Below are 21,465 nucleotides of genomic sequence, written 5' to 3' on the forward strand. Positions count from 1 at the left end.
TCAGATTGATGACGAACCCCACTTTTAAGGTGGGGTTCTGTTTTTTTTGCGGCCGCAGGCCGCGATCGCGATATTTTTTGTTAGATAAACTCTAGAGCGTTAGTGTTCTTAAATTGGCGTATATAAGTGAGGATTTGCGCTATTTCACCTCGATTTAGGCCGAGTTTACGCAGAGTGCTCACCACCAACGCTATCTTCTTGATGTTTTGAGCAGCCGCCGCCAACCAGCACTGCATCTGCACCTTGGCTAACCCTCGAAAGCGAGCGTATCGATGACCGTGATGTTGTTTTGCATCGGCGAAGCTTCTTTCTACCGTTTCACTTCTCCGCCTGTAGGTTTTCTTTCCATAAGCAGAGAGCCGCATCTGGTTGGCTCTATCCATGGCCTCCGTATAGATATGCCTCGTGATGACCTTCTTCATGTTTTTACTTTGAGTACAGTCATCACGCATTGGGCAGAACGCACATTCTTTAGGGTCTGAGTGATACTCTCGGTAAGCGCCGCGTGACGTCGTCTTGTAGATAAGGTCCTGTCCGTTGGGGCAACGATAGCTGTCTTTTTCTTTGTTATAGATAAAGTGTTTCTTCTTGAAGGCATTCTTTGTGCGTGATGGTCGGCGATAGCCGAACACGCCAAGTATCCCTCGGCGCTCAAGGGATTCAGCAACAGGGGCCGTGAAGTAACCGGCATCAAGACCAACGGCGATAGGATTGAGGTTAAACTGTTCAAGCGTGTGGTCGAGACGGCAGATATAAGGCTGGGAGTCATTGACATTCCCCGCGGTCGCATGGGTATCAACGATGATGCCATGCTGACCATCAACCGTGCGATGGTCGAGATAGAAGAACCCTTGCGGCTTATTGTCTCGGGTCATGAAGCCACTTTCTGGGTCAGTCGTACTGCTCTTCGTGTTATTAGCTTTCTGCTCAGAAGTTCGTTCTTTAAGTGGCTTCTTTCCCTCTTTTGCTCGGTCTAGTGCAACGTCTTCATCCAGCATATCTAAATATGCACTCGCTCGGACTGCCGTTTGTTTATTGGTGTGCTTGTTTTTGTTCGCGTTCGCTTTGAGGTGAGTGCTGTCAGTAAAGAGCTCTTGTCCAGCGACTAAGCCTTTAGCCATCGCTTGTTGAACGATGTTAATAAAGATACGTTCGAAGACATCCGTACCATTGAAGCGACGGATACGGTTTTGACTGAGTGTCGAGGCATGGATGACCTTTTCAGTGAGGGACATGCGGAGGAACCAACGATATGCGACATTCACTTCGATTTCTTTGACAAGCTGACGCTCGCTTTTTACGCCGAAGATGTACCCCAGTAGGATAATTTTGAATAGGCGGACAGGGTCTACAGGTGGTCGGCCATTGTCTTTGCAATAGAGGTGGGCGACTTCATCACGAATGAATTCAAAATCGATAGCAGAGTCAATTTTACGCACAAGGTGGTCTTTGGGAACAAGTTGTTCCATCGTCACCATTTCAAGTTCGTATTGTTGTGGAGAAGGTTCTTGAAGCATGTCGAGGTATCCAGATTTCGATACTCCTATTAGATCAAAGGACTAGCCTGATGGCTAGTCCTTTGTCAGCAGTCTGATATCCCCTTTAAAAAGGGGATATTTAACTCAGGCTATTTGATCAGGCGTACCAGTAATGAACCAGCGGCCCGTATCGACTCGACATTATGGCTGATAACCGTGCCAGAAGTTGGAGCATTGTAGCGCTGTATCTCGTCACCAAACCCATCATATTGGATAGCAACCAGTTGGCCTTGAACGACAGGTTCCAAAATACTGACTTGTGGCAGAACAAATCCTCCAAGCTCAGCTCTAATGGTTACAATCTCGCGACCTTCTACGCAGGGGTGAATTGTTTCTGGAAGCCCAGATATAACTTCGTAATGTTTAAGGATGTTGAAAATCCCGTTTACTGTACGATTGATCAGGGTTTCATCGGTATAACGACCCGTACCGACTTCTACAGTGATGGAGGGAACGCCACAGTTGTTCCACACCGTTTCTAGTACGCCACTATCACCTGGATCATCCAAAATTACGTCAGGATTAATCTGGCGTGCCATTTGTAGAGAATCTCCAATGCGGAAGTCAGCGAATACATAAAGTGGATAGGCTGCACCGCTGGTTTGAGTGTGTAAGTCAATCGCTAACTCTGCATTTGGCTTTAACAGGTTAGTCCACAACGTGTGTAAGTAGCGGTTAGCTTCATTTCCGAACTCGTTGCCCGGAAAGAATCTGTTTAAGTTCGCACGCGCAGCATCTGGATCAGGAGAACAAAAATCGCGACTTTTATTCAACATACCTGTCAGATTAATTCCAGGTACGATGGTTACTGTTCCGGCAAGTTCCACTCCAATAAGTTCTCTGGCGGTTTTTTGCGCAGCCAAAACACCATTGTATTCATCACCATGAACACCAGCCGTAATCATGATCTTCTTACCTGGCTTATTTCCTTTAAAAACTAGCACAGGCAGGTGTTGCCACTGAGAGAGGGCATTGGTTGAAATGCGGAACCAGAATTTATGTTCACCAGGGGGAATGTCGGTGACATCAAGAGATTGAATTATCTGATGTCCTTGAATAACGTCGCCGGAAAATTGTGTTGCCATTAAAGTTGTCGCTCCAAAAAACATCAGTGCTGATGGTTACTCACTAATTTGGCTTTTAGTACAAAAATGATAACCGATAGGGTAAAGAGTACGAGGGTAAAGTACCAGCAGAATTTTGCGCTGCTAGCCTTGCGCTGTTATGCATTATTTAGGGGAGATGAGTCAATAAACATCAATGGGTTAGTTGTTCTGAGTAATACGCAGCGACATCACGAATATCGTCATCATTAAGCATTTTTAGTTGTGCGCCCATCATCTCAGATAGCGGGCCTTGGCGTTCGCTGTTTTGGTAAGCTTTCATCGCGTTATACAGATATTGAGCGTTCTGCCCAGCGAGACTCGGGTATGCTTGATTCACACTAATACCAGTTGCGCCGTGGCAATAGACACAGCTAGGTGATTTGATCTTACCTTTGGCGGCGTCACCAAATGGCTCTGCTATTGCGAATGATGAGAATATAACCGAGGTAATCAGGAGAAATCTGAACATTGAGCACGCTCTAAACTAAAAATATGGGAGCTACAATAAAGCTTCCCCTAAGGGGAAGCTCAATGATCAAAATCAACTTAAAGAAGAGATTTCAGGGCAGATAGAAACGTAGCAACATTTTGATCGGAAATGTCTTTGTGCGTAACAAAACGGATAGGGTTTCCTGGTGAAATAATGATGCCTTGTTGCTTCAATTGTTCAGCGATGCCATAGATATCAACTTGAGGGTCCAACTTGGCAAACACAATGTTGGTTTGGACGAGTTCTGGGTTTATTGAGAATCCAGGAAGCTCTGCCAATCCCTCTGCTAACGTTTTTGCGTTGATATGATCCTGTTTTAGCTGCGTAACTTGCTCGGTAATCGCAAGTTTACCTGCCGCTGCTAAGATACCGGCTTGACGCATACCGCCACCGACCATTTTTCTCAGGCGTCGCGCTTTTGCAATGTACTCTTTGCTACCAAGCAGAAGCGAACCAACTGGCGCCGCGAGCCCTTTTGAGAGACAAATGGTCATGGAATCAAAATACTGACCGATTTCTTTAACTGGCACATCCAATGCCACTGCCGCGTTAAACACACGTGCGCCGTCAAGGTGTAACTTGAGCCCGTGCTGATTTACGAACTCACGAGCTTCGGCAAGGTAAGAAAGCGGGAGAACTTTACCATTAATGGTATTTTCCAGACTGAGCAATCGCGTACGAGCGAAGTGCATATCGTCAGGCTTAATAGCGGCTGCAAGCTTATCAAAAGGCAGAGTACCATCGGGATTGTTCTCGATCGGCTGAGGTTGAATCGAGCCGAGTACGGCAGCGCCACCCGCTTCGAAGCGATAGTTATGTGCTTGTTGACCACATAGGTATTCATCACCGCGCTCACAGTGCGCCATCAAACCTAATAGATTGGCCTGTGTGCCTGAAGTGGTAAATAGAGCGGCCTCGAAACCAGCCAGTTCTGCGGCGTATTGTTCCAGCTCATTAACCGTTGGGTCATCACCGTAGACATCATCGCCGACAGGCGCAGTAAACATGGCTTCTCGCATGGCCTGAGTAGGTTGAGTAACAGTATCTGATCGAAAATCCATGAATATCTCCTTGTTCTAAATATATCCGCAAAGGCGTGCTTTGCTTAAGCAAGCAATAGTTTTTGCATCGGTAATTGTGCCATCAATGATCTTTTCTTCTAGTTGTGTAAGTGACAATGTCACCACTTCGATTACTTCATCTTCATCACATTGGTAGCGGTTGGTTTTGGTTAACTGCTTCGCGACAAACAGATATTGAATCTCATCACAGAAGCCTGCTAATGGCGTAACCTGACCAAGAGAAGTAAATGTCTGCGCGCTAAATCCCGTTTCTTCTTCCAGCTCTCTCTGAGCGCAAGAGAGAGGATCTTCATTACCTTCACGGGTTCCCGCAGGAAGTTCTAGCAGCCATTTGTTAAGAGATGGGCGAAATTGATTAACAAGTACTATTTCACCGTTATCGTTGATAGGCAAAATTACCGCAGCGCCGGGGTGAAGGATAGTGGTATGCGTAATTGTCTGACCTGTTGGCAGCTCAACATCTTTTTCTACCAATGCAATCTGCTTCCATTTATGAATGGTTTTCGTCATGAAGTGTGAATCCTAGAGATAAAGGCGTGCTTGAACATTAACGACATTCGTCGACAAACAAAAGTAAAAGTATATTTCGAGCACGAAAGCGTTTGCTTTTTCAGTGAGATGCATCTCATAAATGGAAACTTTGATTTCTTAGCAATGTGCTGGGGAAGCATCTGATATAAGGGTAGTTACAATAAATTACACTTGTAACATTGTGATAACAAATGTATAAAAATAAACATACCGCATCAGTTCAGCATCCGGAGCCCTCATGATCCAACCCTCTTTTGCATCAAATGCCGATAAAGCACTCCTTTCCGAGCGAATCAATAAGTTGGCTAAAGCTTTGACTGATGGCGTATACGAACGTGAACATACGATCAAACTTTGCCTTCTCGCCGCTCTTGCAGGTGAAAGTGTATTCCTTTTGGGCCCTCCAGGTATTGCGAAAAGCTTAATTGCGAAGCGTTTGATTCAGGCGTTTGATAACAGTAGCTATTTTGAATATTTGATGACCCGGTTCTCGACGCCTGAAGAAGTATTCGGCCCACTTAGTATTCAAGAACTTAAAGATAATGGCCGTTATGTCCGTTTGACCAAAGGTTACTTGCCTACCGCTCAAGTTGTTTTCCTGGATGAGATTTGGAAAGCCGGTCCAGCGATTTTGAACACGTTGCTTACGGTCGTAAACGAAAAAACATTTAAGAACGGCAGTGACATTGAACGCGTGCCAATGCGCTTACTTATTTCAGCTTCGAATGAATTGCCAGATGAAGACAGTGGTTTAGATGCACTCTATGACCGGATGCTGGTGCGTATATTTGTAAACCGAATTCAGAACAAACAGAATTTTAAATCGATGCTGACGGTAGGTACGTCTCAGGAAGCACAGATTCCAGAAGGACTGGCGATTACAGATGAAGAATATCATCAGTGGCAGCAGCAGTTCGACAAGCTAACTCTCACAGACAATGCCTTCGAAAAGCTATTCCAACTCAAAACCATGTTAGAGAGCAAGGTTGAGGCACAATTTGGTGACGTCGCCAATACGGACATGTATGTGTCTGACCGTCGCTGGAAAAAAGCGGTGAAACTACTTAAAGCGAGTGCGTTCTTTAATGGCCGCGATGAGATCAATCCGCTTGACCTGTTGCTTCTACAAGACTGTCTGTGGAATAGCCCTGAGTCCCGAGACGTAGTTCGCGATGTCGTCCAAGAGTTTGCGCTTAAACATGCTTTCGATCAGCAAGATGCAGAACAAGAAATCGAATACTGCCGAGAGACTCTTGTAGACGTGCAACACGAGCTTGAAGATACCTACCGTATGACGCTAACGACAGAGGCGGCGACGGGCATACTACGAAAAGAAACCATGCGTTTCGACACATCAAAGGCCAGAAGCTACAAAGTAGGTGCTGCAGTTAACTTAGTGAAGCTGGTGATTCTACAAAGCAACATGTCAGTTTCTGAGTCAGAAAAAGGCGACAGCCGCTGGGTTTATGTGCCGAAAGACGAATTGGATCGCGTTATTAAAGATGGGCACGGTGACGTGTACGGGTACGTTAACCAAAACACCAACATGTGCCGCTTACGTTTTGATATCGATGCAGAAAATAACTTGGTTATCCGTGATATTGCCAACCGGGGTATTCTCGTTGGCTTAGTAACGCAGCAAGGTTTGGATATGGAACGCTACGAAAATTGGCTTACTCAAAGCGAAAAAGCTGTAAGCCAGTTAAATGAAGCGGAACATCACATGCGTAAAGTGAAAGCCAACTTCCATGATGCTCTGCCACACAGCTTTGTGGATCCAGAGTTACCGCGTTTAATGGAGTCGAGTCTGCAACAAGTGAGTCAAAGGCTTGAATCTATCCAAGGTGAAAGCGAAAAAATTATTCAGCGCTTTAAGAACTTACAACAGTTTTTCTCTTAAGGAGACAACATGTTAGGTGCAGATGGATTCAACTTGGCATTGATGATTGCAGACTCTGGAATCATCGACAGTGCGGTGAACGATCTTTTGGCGCGCTCTCAGGTTATGATGATGGCGGAAAACCGAGGCGTGAAATCTTCGGTTAAAAATCATCTTTTAAAATGGCGTGGTAACGTTAAGAAGCGTATTACGAAAGTTTGTGAAACTGAGCGATTTCAGCAGGAACTCGCTTTGTATCAGGAAGTCATCCACTGGAACGAAGATGAGTTTTTTGACCGCATTGAAGAGGTAATCAAAAAACTCGAGTGGCACTCTGCGTTTTACATGCAAGCGCGTCGCATGATGGAAAAGAACAAAGGGGTCAATAACCCAATGTTCCCACACTACTTTTGCGACCAGTGGTATCAAAGCTTAGCTGATGCGATCAAACAAGCTCAGGTGAGCGAACTGGAAGCAAACAAAGAGAAAGTGCTCAATGACCTTTATCAGCGTATGGAAACCATGCGTAATATGGATAAAGTAACTGAGTCTGGTGATGAGGAAAGTGTTGGTCGTTTATGGGACATGGCGTCTGCCAAGCTGAGTAAGACTGACCTCACGGTGATGAAGCGCCATGCTGAGTTCTTGAAAAAACACAAAGGACTTCAGGAAATAGCTGAGCAACTTGGTCGTATGGCTGGGCAGGTGAATGATCCCGATCTTAACCGTGCTCCAGCTGAAGAGTTGCAAATGGTTGAAGAGAAAAGTGACGAAGCGACTGATGATATTGTTGGTATCCACCAAAGTGACGATTTAAATAAGTTACTTCCAAACGAAACGATGTTTCTGGCGTATCCTGAGCTGGAAGTCGTGTTCTACAAGCATCTGGTCGACAAGCGCCTGATGAACTATCGTACGCAGGGTAAATCCCGTACATTACGTAAAGTAAAAGCTCACCGCCCTGATAATAAAGCGGTCGATATCGAAAAAGGCCCTTTCATTGTCTGTGTGGACGCTTCTGGTTCTATGAGTGGCTTTCCTGAGCAATGTGCGAAGGCGATGGCGTACGCCTTAATGCAGATTGCGCTGGCGGAGCAACGTGATTGTTACGTAATCATTTTCTCTACCGAGCACATTACCTACGAGTTGACTAAGCAGGATGGATTGCGTGAAGCCGCAGACTTCTTAACGTACAGTTTCCATGGCGGCACAGATCTAGGACCGACACTGATAAAATCGATTGATCTAATGAGCGGCGAAAAATACAAAAATGCCGATATGGTTGTAATTTCTGACTTTATTGCACCAAAGCAACAAGATGAACTGCTTGCTAAAGTAGATGCGCTTAAAGCGAAGAAGAACCGCTTTCATGCGATCAGCTTGTCGAAATATGGTAATCCGGCGTTAATGTCGATGTTTGATCATGTTTGGTCATATCATCCTAACGTTGTGGGACGTTTACTTAAACGCGTTAGCAACGGTTAAATATAGCGATTAAACATTGTAAAGCGGCGATTTCGCCGCTTTATTTTTTACATAATAGGTAAGACATTTACTTGGATTAAAGCGTTAATAAATGCTCAAATCGGTCGACTCTTCATCTAAATGACGTAAAAGGAAGCAAACAAACAGGAAATGGTGGATTTATGTTTGACTATCTTTTCTGAATCCGTAAAGTAGCAACCAACGCAACGGGGGAGACCTCTTAAAGCGTTAATGTGACGGCGCCTTGGCAGAGTGGCTATGCAGCGGATTGCAAATCCGTGGACCTCGGTTCGACTCCGGGAGGCGCCTCCATCTCAAATTTCTCAGATATTGCTTCCAGCGATATCTCGATGCTCAAAGCATCAACACTAGGCCAGCGAAAGCTGGTTTTTTTGTATTTGCAGTTCAGGTGATAGGATAAGTGTGACTCTACTTTCAGCACCTAAAGCTCAATCCCCCTACAATACGCTCTTCTATAGGACTTAATGAAGCAGCATGAGAAATACCGACGATTACATCATATTTTACCATTTGGTCGAACAAGGCTCGTTCAGCGGCGCAGCGAGACAAATGGAACTGACAAAATCCGTCGTCAGTAAACGTATTGCCAAGTTGGAGCAAGATCTCGGTGTTCAACTGCTGTATCGCACGACACGAACAATAACGCTGAGTGAAGCGGGGCAGTATTTTTACGAGCATGCAAAAGCGGTATATCAGGCAGTTGCCACCGCTGAAGAATCAATTGTTGGTTTGGGTCGGAATTTATCCGGTAACATCAAAATAACCGTTCCTACTATTTCTGGTGAATTGATTCTTCCTGGGGTTATCGCAGAATTTAATAACAAATATCCAGACATCAAGATCGATATGGAACTCGATAATCGTTTCGTCGATATTGTTAATGAGAGATTTGATTTGGCTATACGAACTGGAGTGTTGCCAGATTCGAGTCTGATAGCCAGAAAACTTGTCGATGCGAATTGGATAGTGTGTGCATCGCCACAGTACCTCGCCAGGAATGGTATCCCCAAACGACCAACTGAGTTAGACAAGCATAACTGTCTTGTGTATGCCTATCAGGAAACGGGGGCTCGAGAATGGGCTTTCAAAGATGGGGAGAACGTTTATCAAGTCACGGTTGATGGAAATCTCTGTATCAATAACTCGTCCGTGCTTAGAAATGTCGCTCTGCTCGGTCAGGGGTTTATCTACGTTCCACGTGTTTTGGTTTATGACGATTTAAAACAGGGTCGGTTAATCCAATTGTTTAAGGACGAAGCCGCAAAGTGTCTTGGTATTTATGCGGTGTACCCTTATACACGGCAGCAGCCAGAGAAGGTGAAGATCTTTATCGATCACTTATACGCCAGCTTTCAAAGCCAGAGCCACCGTTTTTAATTCCTCTATTTGAACATAAATGCAACATCATAGGAGAGTATGATGTTGTGTTTATGTGTTTTGCACATACCTCAAATATCCTTCCTATTTAGAAAGTTACGTGACTAAGCCAAATTATCAACGAGTCTAATAACTCGATATCGCGCACATATGTTAAAGAATGGTTTTGATATTGTTTCCCTAAGGAAACGGTCTGTTTCTTTCGTTAATTTTTATGAGTTTGTTATCTAACTTTATGAAATTTAATAAATTTATTGTATTCAATTATGACTGGGTACGGTGTGTGGGAATTACATCGATAGACGCAGGAAAACTGACTGCTTATAGTGAGCCAAACTCAAACTCCCGCAGCTTTTGCTGGTATACGAGTGAAGCAAAATAATTAGAGATATGGATATGAAACAAAAGCAGCTGATAGAAGAATTTAAAACGATCGTCGGTGAAGAAAACGTCCTGACAGATCAAGTTAAGACTAAGTATTACCGCTCAGGCTTTCGCTCGGGTAGTGGTACAGCGCTTGCTGTTGTGTTTCCTAACACCTTATTAGAACAGTGGAAGATCATTAAACAGTGTGTCGAGGCAAACTGCATCATCATTATGCAAGCGGCCAAGACAGGTCTTACTGAAGGTTCCGCCCCTAGTGGCAACGATTACGACCGCGATGTTGTCGTAATCAACATTACAAAAATTAAGAAGATTCATCTAATCGACGGTGGTAAGCAGGCGGTTTGTTTACCAGGAGCAAGCTTACACTCGCTTGAAAAATCGCTGAAAGCGGTAAATCGCGCTCCGCATTCCATCATCGGTTCTTCGTCACTGGGTGCTACGGTGGTGGGTGGTATCGCTAATAACTCTGGTGGAGCGTTGGTTAAACGTGGCCCCGCTTATACTGAATTGGCCATTTATGCTCAGGTGGACAAAAAGGGTAACCTAAACCTTGTTAACCACCTCGGTATTGAAGGCTTGGGTGATACACCAGAAGAAATCCTGACAAACTTGCAGGAAGGCAACTTTGATCCTGCCAAGATTATTCATGATGATCGTATGGCTTCAGATAAAGAATATGATGAGCGAGTTCGTGACGTTACCTCAGATATTCCATCTCGATTTAATGCCGATGAGCGTCGACTGTTCGAAGCCAGCGGTTGTGCAGGTAAACTCGGTGTGTTTGCCGTTCGTGTTGACAGTTATCCAGTGCCAGAAAAAGAACAAGTCTTCTACCTGGGCACTAACGATCCAGCCAAGCTAACCAAGCTAAGAAGAGACTTTTTATCGACGTTCGAAAATCTGCCTGAAATGGGGGAATATCTGCATAGAGATATCTTCAATATGGCAGAGAAATACGGCAAGGATGTATTCCTGTCAATCGATAAACTGGGGACGGATAGATTGCCTAAGATGTTTGCTCTGAAGGCGAAAGTAGAGAACTTTTTAGAGCGCGTGCCTTTTGTGAGTAAATATCTGCCAGACTCAATTTTGTACTACGCCAGTAAATTATTCCCACAACATTTGCCTGAACGCATGTTGGATTACCGTGATAAGTATGAGCATCACCTAATCCTGAAAATGAGCGATGGCGGCATTGCAGAAGCTCAAAAGTACCTGAAAGAAGTATGGGCTGTTGAAAGTGATTGCGATTTCTTCGAATGTACCCCGGAAGAAGGCAAGAAGGCGTTTCTGCATCGCTTTGCTGCGGCTGGTGCTGCAATTCGTTATGAGACGATTCATCGTAAAGAAGTTGAAGATATTGTTGCGTTAGATATTGCGCTGCGTCGTAACGATGAAGAATGGCTTGAAACCTTGCCAGAAGAAGTTAGTAAGAACTTGGTTCAGTCTCTCTACTATGGACATTTCATGTGTTATGTCTTCCATCAGGATTATGTGTTTAAAAAGGGCACGGATACCAAACTGATGAAGAAGCTAATGCTAGAGCACTTAAATAGCCGCGGTGCGAAATACCCAGCTGAGCACAATGTGGGGCACTTGTATGAAGCAGAGAACTCGTTGCAGAAGTTCTATCATCAGCTAGACCCAACCAATACCTTCAACCCGGGCATTGGAAAAATGGACAAATTTAAGCGTAACTGTAACTGCTGCGCTTAATCCTTTACTCGTTTTAAGCGAGCCAATCTACAACGTTAAGCCCTTCTACTTGTTTGTCGTGGAAGGGCTTTTTATTTTGGACTATCGCTCGATTATGGGAGGTTGGGTTAAATAGCACGTACTGCAGCGGCAGCGATTATGCCCGCCGCGATAGCTGGTAAAGGCTTTTTAACGATGAACATCACTACGGCAGTGGAAAGCAGTGAGATTCTTGCTCCGGCGTCACCTTCAACAGCAAGCGGTGCCAACAGCGCGACTAATACGGAGCCTGACATGGCAGTGATAAAACGTTGAACTCGTTCGCTGATAGGAATAAATGACATGACAAATACGCCACCCCAGCGCGTCATTAGTGTCACAATTGCCATGGCGAAGATGATAAGGAGCGTGCCGCCAAAACTCGTTTCAATACTCATGCTTTTTTCTCCTTCCAGCACGCCCCAAGCACTCCACCCGCGATTGCGCCAACAACTACGTGGCTATTTTCAGGTAAATACGAATAAGCCAGTAGTGATGAGCATGCCGCAACTCCCCAGATGGCAAATATTCGCAGGTTTTTAGGGCCTACTACGACCATAGAAAGTAAGAAACAGCCCATCACCATATCCAGTCCAAGGCTTACAGGATCTTTAATCGCACTACCGAAGTAGATACCAATCCAAGTACCGACAATCCAGAACCCCCAAAGAGCAAGACCTCCGCCAACTAACAAGCCCAATCCGGGCTCTTTTTTTCCGAATGCGTTCATAGCCATTGCCCAGTTTGCATCGGATGCAACTAACATGACGCCGTAACGCTTGGCTGGTGGAAGTTGGCGTAACCATGGGTAAAGTGTTGCGCCCATGAGCAGGTGTCGCGCGTTGATGGCAAACACGGTGATGAGCACGGGAATCAACGGGACTTCAGCTCCCCACATTTCCAGAGTTGCAAATTGAGAAGCACCCGCGAACACGAGTGTGCTCATCAGTAATGTTGGAAAAGCGTCTAAGCCAGTTTGAGCCGCCGCCACGCCAAACGCGAGGCCGAATATCACCACGAAAAAGGATAGGGGCAATAGTTGTGTAAACCCGCCCCATACATCTAAACGGGTAAACTCGTGCAGTCCTTTAGAAGAAGGATAGAGTTGTTGTTGATTTTCTGTCATACAGATACCTAGCCAGCCGGAATAGGGAATATTCCAAACAAGATTGTTGTTATATTTTTGTGAACAGTATCTCTATCATCAATTACGGGTGTTTTCAAACACAACTAAGAGATTATGGAGAAAAGATAAATGTTGAAACGCAGGAAGGATAGGAGATGAGTGATTGTCGATAAGTACAAGCAAAGTGGAAAACGGTGACAAAAAAAACGGCCCCAGAAAGGAGCCGTAACATCATTTAGATTTTTGATACTTTGCCGGTGGCCGGCTCAACGCGACCAGCCCAGCGCATACCTGAAGAAATGACGACGATTGTAACCAGATAAAATGCCAGTTGCGTCGCTGTCGGACGGCTCTGATAGCCAACAAGAATATGCATTAACTGACCTAACATCGAGCGCTCAGACAGAATTGCACTGGAGTTCCATAAAGGTGCTTGTGCAGTCAATACACCAGCTTGCATCAGATACCCGGCCGCTGAGGCCGCAAGACCGGCAGCAAGGAACAGGATCATCCAACCTGTTATCCTGAACAGCCAATGTGTCGGAATGCGTAGCAAGCCGAAGTAGAGCAGGGAACCTGCAATGATGCCCGAAACAACACCAAAGACTCCGCCTATCAGCATGGAAAGTCCTGAGTCGCCACCTGCAGAAACGCCATACAGGAACAACACGACTTCAGAGCCTTCACGTAAAACTGCAAGCGCTGTCGCAACCGATAAAAAGTACATCGGTAATGAGCCCTCAGTGATCTTTGAGCTAACCTGTTTCAGATGAGCCACCAGCTCACGAGCGTGCTTGGACATCCAGATGTTGTGCCATGCCAACATCAAAACCGCACTCAAAAGTATGCCAGCATTAAACAGCTCCTGACCCATACCTTCAAAGGTCGATGCAATCGCACTTGCAGAGAAGGCAACAATCAATGCACCAAACAAGCCTGCGGTGACGCCACCAAATATCCAGCGACTACGACCTGATACCCCCTTTGTTGCCGCCATCAAAATGGTGACAATCAACGCGGCTTCAAGCACTTCGCGAAAGACAATAATTGCGGAACTCAGCATGAGTCTTCCTCGCTTATTTAACTATCAATGCACCTTTAGCTGTATCTTCATGAAATTCGCCGACAAACTCAAATACACCCGGGCCAAAAGGGCCCACTAAAATGGTTGCCTCTTTGTGACCACCAATGACTTTTTCGGCATGAAAGTCTTCGCCTTCAAATTCTTCAGCGGTGTCATCGAGGTTTTTGACGATTAGTTTCACCTGTTGGTTGGCCGGGATTTCGACTTGTGCAGGATGAAACTGATGATCTTTGATTTCAATCTCGAAGGTTGGTGTTTCAGCCAAAGAAGGCAAACTAACAGTCATCAGTAATGGCAGCAAAAGGAATTTTTTCATCTATGAATATCTCACTTAATTCAAATAAGAATGATTACTATATTCATTGTAACCAAATGTTACAAGTTGTTTCGTTTGGTAAGTGAACCGACAACTAAGTTCTGCACGGCAATTTGGTTTCCGGTGGTATTGTGTTGAATCTTGGCGCATTAGCGGGCTGTTGCTTAAATAAGTCTCTAGCATGAAAGGGAAGTCATATTCTCTGCTTGGGGAGAGGCCATGTTGGGTTTGGTCTAGTTTGTGGCCCCTATGAAGTCAGTAGCAATGCCTTTTGACTTTGCGACTCCTATTGAGCTGAGTGTGGCTATGACTGAACACAAATAGCAAAGGGTTAGATATTTGTGTGTAACCTTTGTGCGGTTTGCATGCTTAATAGTCTTCAGCGATCGCTTTTTAAGCATTCGAACCGTCCGGCATAAATTTTTTATTGACCAGAAAATTCAATCCGTTAAAGTACGCCTCGTTCTCACGGCAAAGGTCGTTGAGAAAGGTGGTGTTACCATCGCATGATTGCGTTGCCCTGGTGGTGGAATTGGTAGACACAAGGGATTTAAAATCCCTCGGCGTTCGCGCTGTGCCGGTTCAAGTCCGGCCCGGGGCACCATCAAAGTTAAAAAGGCGCGTTAGCAGAGTGGTTATGCACCGGATTGCAAATCCGTGTACATCGGTTCGATTCCGGTACGCGCCTCCATTATTTCGAAAGCCAGTCTCATGACTGGCTTTTTCGTTTTCTAAATTCCTACTCTTTTCTCTCTACCTAAATGCCTCCATCAATTCTGATGTCGCTTTGTAATCCTTCTCATCAGTACTGTTCATTACTATGAGATTCAGACTTTCTTAAGAAATTAGAATTATAATTTAATAAATTGTTACATTTAATTTGCTGTATCGGATTAAGGACTTCTGGAATTAGCAGGTGGTTATTTTTTTAAAATCAATTACGTGGAGATGTTATTTTGAAAAGTTTATTAAAAATGGCCACATTCGTGATGATTGTAATCGCTGCTCAGGTTCAGGCCGCGAGTGCTGCTACTCAGGTTGTCCACGCTGATTTGTGGGATCAGGGAACAGTGATGGGTATCAAGTTAGATAAACCAAGTGCAGTTGCAGGTCAGGTGACCTTTGAAGTTATCAACAGTTCTAAGACCTTGGTTCATGAAATGTTGGTGATAAAAGTCGACAACTTCCATGAAAGCTTTCCATATCAGACAGATGAAGCACGCGTAATCGAGGATAAGGTGCAAGATTTTGGCGAGGTTTCCGAACTTGAACCCGGTCAGTCAGGAACTCTTACCGTTAATCTGAAACCTGGAAAGTATTTGCTTCTCTGTAATATACCAACCCATTATGAAATGGGCATGTTTATACCTTTTATAGTCGAACCAACAACTGGAATATAACAAGGTCAAGGGTTCTGTTTCTGTCAAATTACATCCCGTTCCCGCAATAATCACGTCGGAACGGTTGGTGTTATCATCGCTTGGTTGCTTAGATCTGGCGGTGAAATTTGCAGGCACAATGGATTTAAAATCCCTCGGCGTTCGCGCTGTGCCGGCCGAGTGTCGGACCATCAAGCACGGCCCGGGGTACCATCTAACTCTTTTCCGACAGAGTAACCATTTATTAAGGCGCCTTGGCAGAGTGGCTATGCAGCGGATTGCAAATCCGTGGACCTCGGTTCGACTCCTGGAGGCGCCTCCATTATTTCGAAAGCCAGTCCGTGTGACTGGCTTTTTTCATTTTTACTCCATAATTCTCTACTCGTTCAGTCCTCACTAAGTTCACACACGGTTTGATCACCATTCAATATATTACACGTGCTTTTTATTGATTTTATAAATGTTAAACAACTCAATAATTGTATAGGTAGATTGGTGTTAGTTTCTCTCCGATTGTAATCCGAACTTTCTGTTTAAAAGGCAACACCTTAGTGAGTGTTACTGCTGACTTTGCTCGCTGTTTAGACTCAGAAAAGGAGGGTTTTAGTCCTTAACGTGAGAGAAAAATAATGAAAACATTTAAACTGAAACACACTATTTTACCTTTAACCTTACTGCTGAGTTCACCTGTATTCGCTGCGCAAAATGGCACCATGATGCAGTACTTCCACTGGTATGTGCCTAATGACGGTGCATTATGGACTCAAGTGGAAAATAACGCGCCATCATTGGCAGACAATGGGTTCACAGCACTTTGGCTACCGCCTGCTTACAAAGGTGCTGGTGGTAGTTATGATGTTGGTTACGGTGTGTATGACATGTACGATTTGGGGGAGTTTGATCAAAAAGGATCTGTGAGTACCAAGTATGGCACTAAAGATCAGTACCTCAGCGCTATTAATGCCGCTCACAATAACAATATCCAGATCTATGGTGACGTGGTTTTTAACCATCGCGGTGGTGCAGATGGTAAGTCTTGGGTTGATACTAAGCGCGTAGATTGGGACAACCGTAATATCGAACTAGGTGACAAATGGATTGAAGCCTGGGTGGAATTTAACTTTCCCGGACGCAACGACAAGTACTCAAACTTCCATTGGACATGGTACCACTTTGATGGTGTGGATTGGGACGATGCAGGTAAAGAAAAAGCCATCTTTAAATTCAAAGGTGAAGGCAAGGCGTGGGATTGGGAAGTGAGCTCTGAAAAGGGTAATTACGATTACCTTATGTATGCCGACCTCGATATGGATCACCCTGAAGTCAAACAAGAGCTGAAAGACTGGGGGGAGTGGTACATTAACATGACGGGTGTGGATGGTTTTAGAATGGATGCAGTGAAGCACATCAAATACCAATACTTGCAAGAATGGATTGAGCATCTGCGTTGGAAAACAGGCAAAGAACTGTTCACGGTTGGAGAGTACTGGAACTACGATGTGAATCAGCTGCACAACTTTATCACTAAAACCTCTGGCAGCATGTCTCTATTCGACGCACCGTTACATATGAACTTTTACAGTGCGTCTAAGTCGAGTGGTAACTACGACATGCGTCAAATCATGGATGGTACGCTGATGAAGGAAAACCCAGTCAAAGCGGTGACCTTAGTTGAAAACCATGATACGCAGCCGCTGCAGGCGTTGGAGTCAACGGTTGATTGGTGGTTTAAGCCGCTGGCGTATGCGTTCATATTGTTACGCGAAGAGGGTTATCCATCGGTATTTTATGCAGATTACTACGGTGCGCAATATAATGATAACGGGTATGACATCAATATGGTCAAAGTGCCTCACATTGAAAAGCTCGTCACACTACGTAAAGACTATGCGTATGGTAAACAATATTCTTATCTTGACCACTGGGATGTAATCGGTTGGACTCGTGAAGGTGATGCTGACCACCCGAACTCGATGGCGGTTATCATGAGTGATGGCCCAGGTGGCTCGAAGTGGATGTACACGGGCAAACCGAGTACGCGCTATGTCGATAAGCTGGGTATTCGAACCGAAGAAGTTTGGACAGATGCAAATGGTTGGGCTGAGTTCCCAGTTAATGGTGGATCTGTCTCGGTTTGGGTTGGCGTTGAGTAACGTATTCTTGTGATTTTGATACAGAACTGGCAAATTTTGATGAAACTTTGCGGTGAATCAATACGTTATTTGATATTCATTTAACAAATGAGTAACTTATATTTGAGCATTATCTAGAGGAATATAAGAATGGAATCTTTTGCTGAGGTATTGGTTGTTGCTATTGTGTTCGGTTCTATATTTGGTGGAGGGATAACCAAGCTTATCTTGAACCATAAAAAGGAATTGCGAGCTTTGGAGGTTTCTGAACGTAATGCAATGAGCCAAGAAGAGCAGGACATCCTAAAGAAACAAGTAGTTGATTTAAAGCGACGAGTGGAAGTACTAGAGAATATCGTCACTGACAGTAAATATCAACTTGAGAAAGAAATCGCATCTTTGTAATCCCGATATTGTTAAATAAGCCGATTGAGTTCGGCTTTTTTAATACAGGTCACCTTTCATCAAAAAAGTCTTTATTACGAATATATTTGCTCATCAAATGGTAAGAGAAAGGGCGTAATAACCAACTTATCAACGAACGCCCTAATCGGATCATTGTCGGTGTATTTTCATAAATCCTGCCGTTATATAACCAAAGCATTTTACCGACGTGCCAGTAAAGAAAGGGCACTGGTGGCATAAAAGTAACAATGTCTATATCGCAACAGATACGATAGGTTTTATGCCCTAAACCGTACCGCTTCTTAAACGTCCAATCTCCGATTGCCGGTTGTCCAAATGTCACGACGCGTTTGATGCTCTTGGGGTATTTCATCTCAATATAATCTGCGAAGACACTGCCGATTGCGCCTCCAGATGAATGACCAGTAACGGTTATACGCTTGCCTTCAAGTATTAGTTGTACAACCACGGATTCCAGGCGTTCGATAACACTCAGTCCTAACCGGTCTTCATTTCTACTTGGCATACTTTCTTGGAACAACAAATGGTAAAAGCCAGCGTGAATGCGATAATTAAGACCCAGACGGCGACAGCTCCTTGTCCACATGGCAAAGTTTAGCAACCAATCGGAAAGGCTATGAGAGCCTTTCACTACCACGACGGCCTCTTCTTTATTTTTACTCCAGAGTACCCGAATCATTATTTTTCCGTGCTCATTTCTGATGATTCGTTGACCATTTGGATCGAACCCATAACGTGTTTGCTTGAAGACCCGAGGATATGCCAGATTGCATAAGACAGCATAGCGTTCGTATTGGTATCGTTTGAGTGGTTTCACGGTATCTTACTTAGTCATATTCAACAAGATACTCTAGATCTGAAATATGAAGAATGCGTGAACCAAAATGTCTAAAGAGCGGGGATGAAGAGAATTAGGTTCGTTGCTTAAGAGCGATACACTTCCAAAGCCGAAGTCTCCTGTAGGAACTGATCGAATTGGGTTATATGGACAAGAATAGACTGACGTGATTTCCCGTGTTGGTGCTTTATCACTTTGGTTAGATCCTTAAGTGCTTTTCGGTCTGCTTTTTGGCTCATTGACGTCTTTCTCAGATGAGTAAAAAAGTCGATTTGGGTCGATGTGTCGTTAAAGTCACCTAATTGGTCCTGCAGAAACTTAAGATGTTTTACATTCTCTTTATGCTGGTCAGCAGAATAGAGCGCTGAGAAGCACTCAAGAAGATACCGAAGCGATTTACATTTTATGCGTAATGAATGGATGATTTTGTCTTCACTAAACTCAGTAACCTTCTTGCTTGCTCTACTGACCTTTTGAAATTGATTAAGAATTTTATTATTCGCATATTGGAGTGGAGAAAGAGGTTTGGTTCTGAGTTCGTAATGTTGTGCGCGAAGTAGGCTATTTTCGACAATCACGGTAGCGCTTCGATATGCGCGGCTTTTCAACCAATGGCTAACACGTTGTTGTTCGTTATATTGACGGGTTTCTATAACCGCAAACACGCTTTCTAATGACGCCTTGTGCTCTGGAATCATGGTCATATAACGAGGTTTATCAATGATGAAGACATCTAAATCGCGCAACAAGTTGGTTTGTTTCATCAATACCTTTAAGTGTGGTTTGATGATTTTCTGTTCGAACGGGGACAAAATGTCTTTTAATAGGAGGGATACAGAGCGAATACGTCTAAGTGTGACGCGATACTGATGATTGCATTCGGGATCTTGCCCAAGTGATAACCCTCTTTCCAGCGATTTTACGTAGTTGAATTCGCTAAGTAGAAAATTCGGTAAAACAAAGCAGAGATCAGAGTCAAAATATAATGGCAATCGAGCTGCAGACTTTCGAAACATTGTCGTGGAACTCCCAAACCCGGTTGTTATGGATAACTTGAGCGTATACCCAAATAGACAATTCTTCGAGATTGGGATGAATGCCAGAGGTAACTATAGAAACTAATTTCTCATAGGTCTTAAGTAAATGTCCGCATGTCGTCACTATAAGTAATGACACGGTTCCTGCCTTTGTGTTTTGCTTCGTACAACGCTTTATCGGCCTCATCAAGTAATGTTTCGAAATTAACTTGTTCACGGTACGAAGAAACACCAATGCTAACGGTTAAATTGACAAGCTTACCACTAGAAAGGCAGGGGCTCTTTTCAATCAAGATTCTTATACGGTTAGCAATCTCAACAGACTTTTTTGTATTAGTAAGTGGCAATATAATCGCAAATTCTTCGCCCCCTATACGACCTAAAATATCGCTCTGTCTCAGACCTGAACGGCATAATTGAGAGAAGTGTGTCAACGCTTTATCACCAACGCCATGTCCAAACTGGTCATTGATCTGTTTAAAGTTGTCAATGTCCATAACTAAAACAGAAAGTAATTTTTCATCTCGAAGCTGGCAGGTATTAAATTCATTGCCCCCCATCATCATAAAGTAGCGTCGATTCTTGACTTTAGTGAGGGAGTCGGTCGTGGCCTCTACAAACAGTTGGCTTTCATACTCTTCGCGACTCATTTGTTCTTTCTTTAGTATGTATGTTGTAACAGCCGTAATGATAAAAGCAAACAAAATGGTGATGAGTGTTATCGCAGGGACGATTGTCTTACTAGGGTAGTGTGGCTTCCACGATACATATCCAACGACATCACCTTTAGGAGAGTATAAGGTCAGATAATTTTCGAGCCTTTCAGCGGTAGAGCTTACGTTTAAGCCGAAAAGCTGATAATCGTTCTCAAGGATACTCAGGTAATCGGAATCTATACGTTTTCCTACTGCTAAATAGGTGCCCTTATGTTGGCGTTTTGTCACTTCACTGATAAAGGGCCCGCCAACGATATGGTACAACTCACCATTTATGCGGAAGATGCCGTTAGTTAACTTAGTTTTTGTGTCCAACTGTTGCGATATATCCATTAGCTCTATAAGAGGATGTTCTATGTCTCGATAGTTAATGTTTTTAGCGTCTGGGCTTTTGACTAAGTAAACTTCTTGATTACCTTCGCTTACTGCGACGCTAAAGTCGTAATCTTGTTCACGCATCAAGTAGCCACCTGAGTTATGCTCAACCCAGTGAACATCGTGCTCTATGATTATTTTCTGAAACGCCTCATCCCAGAATGTGTACTCTTCAAGTAAGTCACGGGCGGTTCGGAACTCAAGCTTTCTTGCTAAGCCGATCCTTTGAACCAGCTCGTCAGATGCTAGGTCATCTAATGAGTTTAAAAAATAGACAAGACAAGTGAAAATAGAAACTACCATCACAGATAGAAGCCAGACTATTGCGTACCGCAATGACTTTGCTGGTAAAAATGTCCTTGTGCTCTGTTTTGTCATATCTGCTGAAGTTATAGGGGTTATAAAT

General features: G+C 44.1%; 19 protein-coding genes and 4 tRNA genes. 11 read left to right on the plus strand and 12 right to left on the minus strand.

All coding sequences use genetic code 11. The features are described 5' to 3' along the window. Nucleotides 1-80: 80 nt before the first annotated feature. From WJM94_RS10785 to WJM94_RS10805, 5 genes are all read right to left on the minus strand, one after another. Nucleotides 81-1,517, minus strand: a complete 1,437-nt coding sequence (locus WJM94_RS10785) for an IS1182 family transposase (protein WP_444493534.1) — start codon at nt 1,515-1,517, stop codon at nt 81-83. Nucleotides 1,518-1,627: 110 nt separating this feature from the next. Continuing rightward, complete coding sequence (locus tag WJM94_RS10790) at nt 1,628-2,623, minus strand: succinylglutamate desuccinylase/aspartoacylase family protein (RefSeq protein WP_444494231.1); 996 nt, start codon at nt 2,621-2,623, stop codon at nt 1,628-1,630. A gap of 172 nt (nt 2,624-2,795) precedes the next feature. Continuing rightward, on the minus strand, nt 2,796-3,113 hold the full coding sequence (locus WJM94_RS10795; protein WP_444494232.1) for a c-type cytochrome: 318 nt from the start codon (nt 3,111-3,113) through the stop codon (nt 2,796-2,798). A gap of 77 nt (nt 3,114-3,190) precedes the next feature. Further along, nucleotides 3,191-4,195: a low-specificity L-threonine aldolase gene (gene ltaE / locus WJM94_RS10800; RefSeq protein ID WP_444494233.1), complete on the minus strand. Its 1,005-nt coding sequence runs from the start codon at nt 4,193-4,195 to the stop codon at nt 3,191-3,193. A 15-nt stretch (nt 4,196-4,210) separates the two neighbouring features. Further along, nucleotides 4,211-4,726, minus strand: coding sequence for an NUDIX hydrolase (locus tag WJM94_RS10805; RefSeq protein WP_444494234.1), 516 nt, complete (start codon nt 4,724-4,726; stop codon nt 4,211-4,213). Nucleotides 4,727-4,985: 259 nt separating this feature from the next. Between WJM94_RS10805 and WJM94_RS10810 the strand changes: the two genes are divergently transcribed. The 5 genes from WJM94_RS10810 to dld all read left to right on the plus strand — a co-directional run bounded on the left by WJM94_RS10810 (nt 4,986) and on the right by dld (nt 11,612). Then, nucleotides 4,986-6,647, plus strand: a complete 1,662-nt coding sequence (locus tag WJM94_RS10810) for an ATPase RavA domain-containing protein (RefSeq protein WP_444494235.1) — start codon at nt 4,986-4,988, stop codon at nt 6,645-6,647. 9 nt (nt 6,648-6,656) lie between these two features. Beyond that, nucleotides 6,657-8,111 (plus strand): ATPase RavA stimulator ViaA, encoded by a 1,455-nt coding sequence (gene viaA, locus WJM94_RS10815; RefSeq protein WP_444494236.1) that lies wholly within the window; start codon nt 6,657-6,659, stop codon nt 8,109-8,111. A gap of 238 nt (nt 8,112-8,349) precedes the next feature. Then, nucleotides 8,350-8,423 (plus strand) — tRNA-Cys (locus tag WJM94_RS10820). 183 nt (nt 8,424-8,606) lie between these two features. Further along, a complete protein-coding gene (locus tag WJM94_RS10825) occupies nt 8,607-9,509 on the plus strand; it encodes a LysR substrate-binding domain-containing protein (RefSeq protein ID WP_444494237.1) in 903 nt (300 codons plus the stop codon). A 396-nt stretch (nt 9,510-9,905) separates the two neighbouring features. Beyond that, nucleotides 9,906-11,612: a D-lactate dehydrogenase gene (gene dld, locus WJM94_RS10830; RefSeq protein ID WP_444494238.1), complete on the plus strand. Its 1,707-nt coding sequence runs from the start codon at nt 9,906-9,908 to the stop codon at nt 11,610-11,612. A 107-nt stretch (nt 11,613-11,719) separates the two neighbouring features. Here dld and WJM94_RS10835 read toward each other — a convergent pair whose 3' ends face one another. The 4 genes from WJM94_RS10835 to WJM94_RS10850 form a co-directional block, all read right to left on the minus strand. Further along, entirely contained in the window at nt 11,720-12,028 is a 309-nt protein-coding gene (locus WJM94_RS10835; RefSeq protein ID WP_444494239.1) for an AzlD family protein, read from the minus strand. Then, entirely contained in the window at nt 12,025-12,756 is a 732-nt protein-coding gene (locus WJM94_RS10840; RefSeq protein ID WP_444494240.1) for an AzlC family ABC transporter permease, read from the minus strand. The genes WJM94_RS10835 and WJM94_RS10840 overlap by 4 nt, the downstream gene beginning before the upstream one ends. Before the next feature lie 235 nt (nt 12,757-12,991). Then, nucleotides 12,992-13,819 carry an FTR1 family iron permease gene (locus WJM94_RS10845; RefSeq protein ID WP_444494241.1) on the minus strand — a complete coding sequence of 276 codons (828 nt, stop codon included), beginning with the start codon at nt 13,817-13,819 and terminating at the stop codon, nt 12,992-12,994. Between the two features lie 13 nt (nt 13,820-13,832). Next, on the minus strand, nt 13,833-14,156 hold the full coding sequence (locus tag WJM94_RS10850) for a cupredoxin domain-containing protein (RefSeq protein WP_444494242.1): 324 nt from the start codon (nt 14,154-14,156) through the stop codon (nt 13,833-13,835). Between the two features lie 517 nt (nt 14,157-14,673). On the opposite strand from WJM94_RS10850, the gene WJM94_RS10855 reads away from it, so the two are divergent. The 6 genes from WJM94_RS10855 to WJM94_RS10880 all read left to right on the plus strand — a co-directional run bounded on the left by WJM94_RS10855 (nt 14,674) and on the right by WJM94_RS10880 (nt 18,072). Next, a tRNA-Leu gene (locus WJM94_RS10855) sits at nt 14,674-14,760 on the plus strand. Between the two features lie 13 nt (nt 14,761-14,773). Further along, nucleotides 14,774-14,847, plus strand: a tRNA-Cys gene (locus WJM94_RS10860). A gap of 265 nt (nt 14,848-15,112) precedes the next feature. Continuing rightward, a complete protein-coding gene (locus WJM94_RS10865) occupies nt 15,113-15,556 on the plus strand; it encodes a hypothetical protein (RefSeq protein ID WP_444494243.1) in 444 nt (147 codons plus the stop codon). 227 nt (nt 15,557-15,783) lie between these two features. After that, nucleotides 15,784-15,857, plus strand: a tRNA-Cys gene (locus tag WJM94_RS10870). Nucleotides 15,858-16,164: 307 nt separating this feature from the next. Then, nucleotides 16,165-17,688: an alpha-amylase gene (amyS, locus tag WJM94_RS10875; protein WP_444494244.1), complete on the plus strand. Its 1,524-nt coding sequence runs from the start codon at nt 16,165-16,167 to the stop codon at nt 17,686-17,688. 129 nt (nt 17,689-17,817) lie between these two features. Then, nucleotides 17,818-18,072: a nitrite reductase gene (locus WJM94_RS10880; protein ID WP_444494245.1), complete on the plus strand. Its 255-nt coding sequence runs from the start codon at nt 17,818-17,820 to the stop codon at nt 18,070-18,072. Nucleotides 18,073-18,121: 49 nt separating this feature from the next. Here WJM94_RS10880 and WJM94_RS10885 read toward each other — a convergent pair whose 3' ends face one another. The 3 genes from WJM94_RS10885 to WJM94_RS10895 all read right to left on the minus strand — a co-directional run bounded on the left by WJM94_RS10885 (nt 18,122) and on the right by WJM94_RS10895 (nt 21,362). Further along, on the minus strand, nt 18,122-18,910 hold the full coding sequence (locus WJM94_RS10885; protein ID WP_444494246.1) for a lipase family protein: 789 nt from the start codon (nt 18,908-18,910) through the stop codon (nt 18,122-18,124). A gap of 107 nt (nt 18,911-19,017) precedes the next feature. After that, a complete protein-coding gene (locus tag WJM94_RS10890; RefSeq protein ID WP_444494247.1) occupies nt 19,018-19,947 on the minus strand; it encodes a CHAD domain-containing protein in 930 nt (309 codons plus the stop codon). Nucleotides 19,948-20,066: 119 nt separating this feature from the next. Then, a complete protein-coding gene (locus WJM94_RS10895) occupies nt 20,067-21,362 on the minus strand; it encodes a sensor domain-containing diguanylate cyclase (RefSeq protein WP_444494520.1) in 1,296 nt (431 codons plus the stop codon). Nucleotides 21,363-21,465 lie beyond the last annotated feature (103 nt).

This window comes from Vibrio sp. YIC-376 (assembly GCF_052353105.1).
Lineage (GTDB): Bacteria > Pseudomonadota > Gammaproteobacteria > Enterobacterales > Vibrionaceae > Vibrio.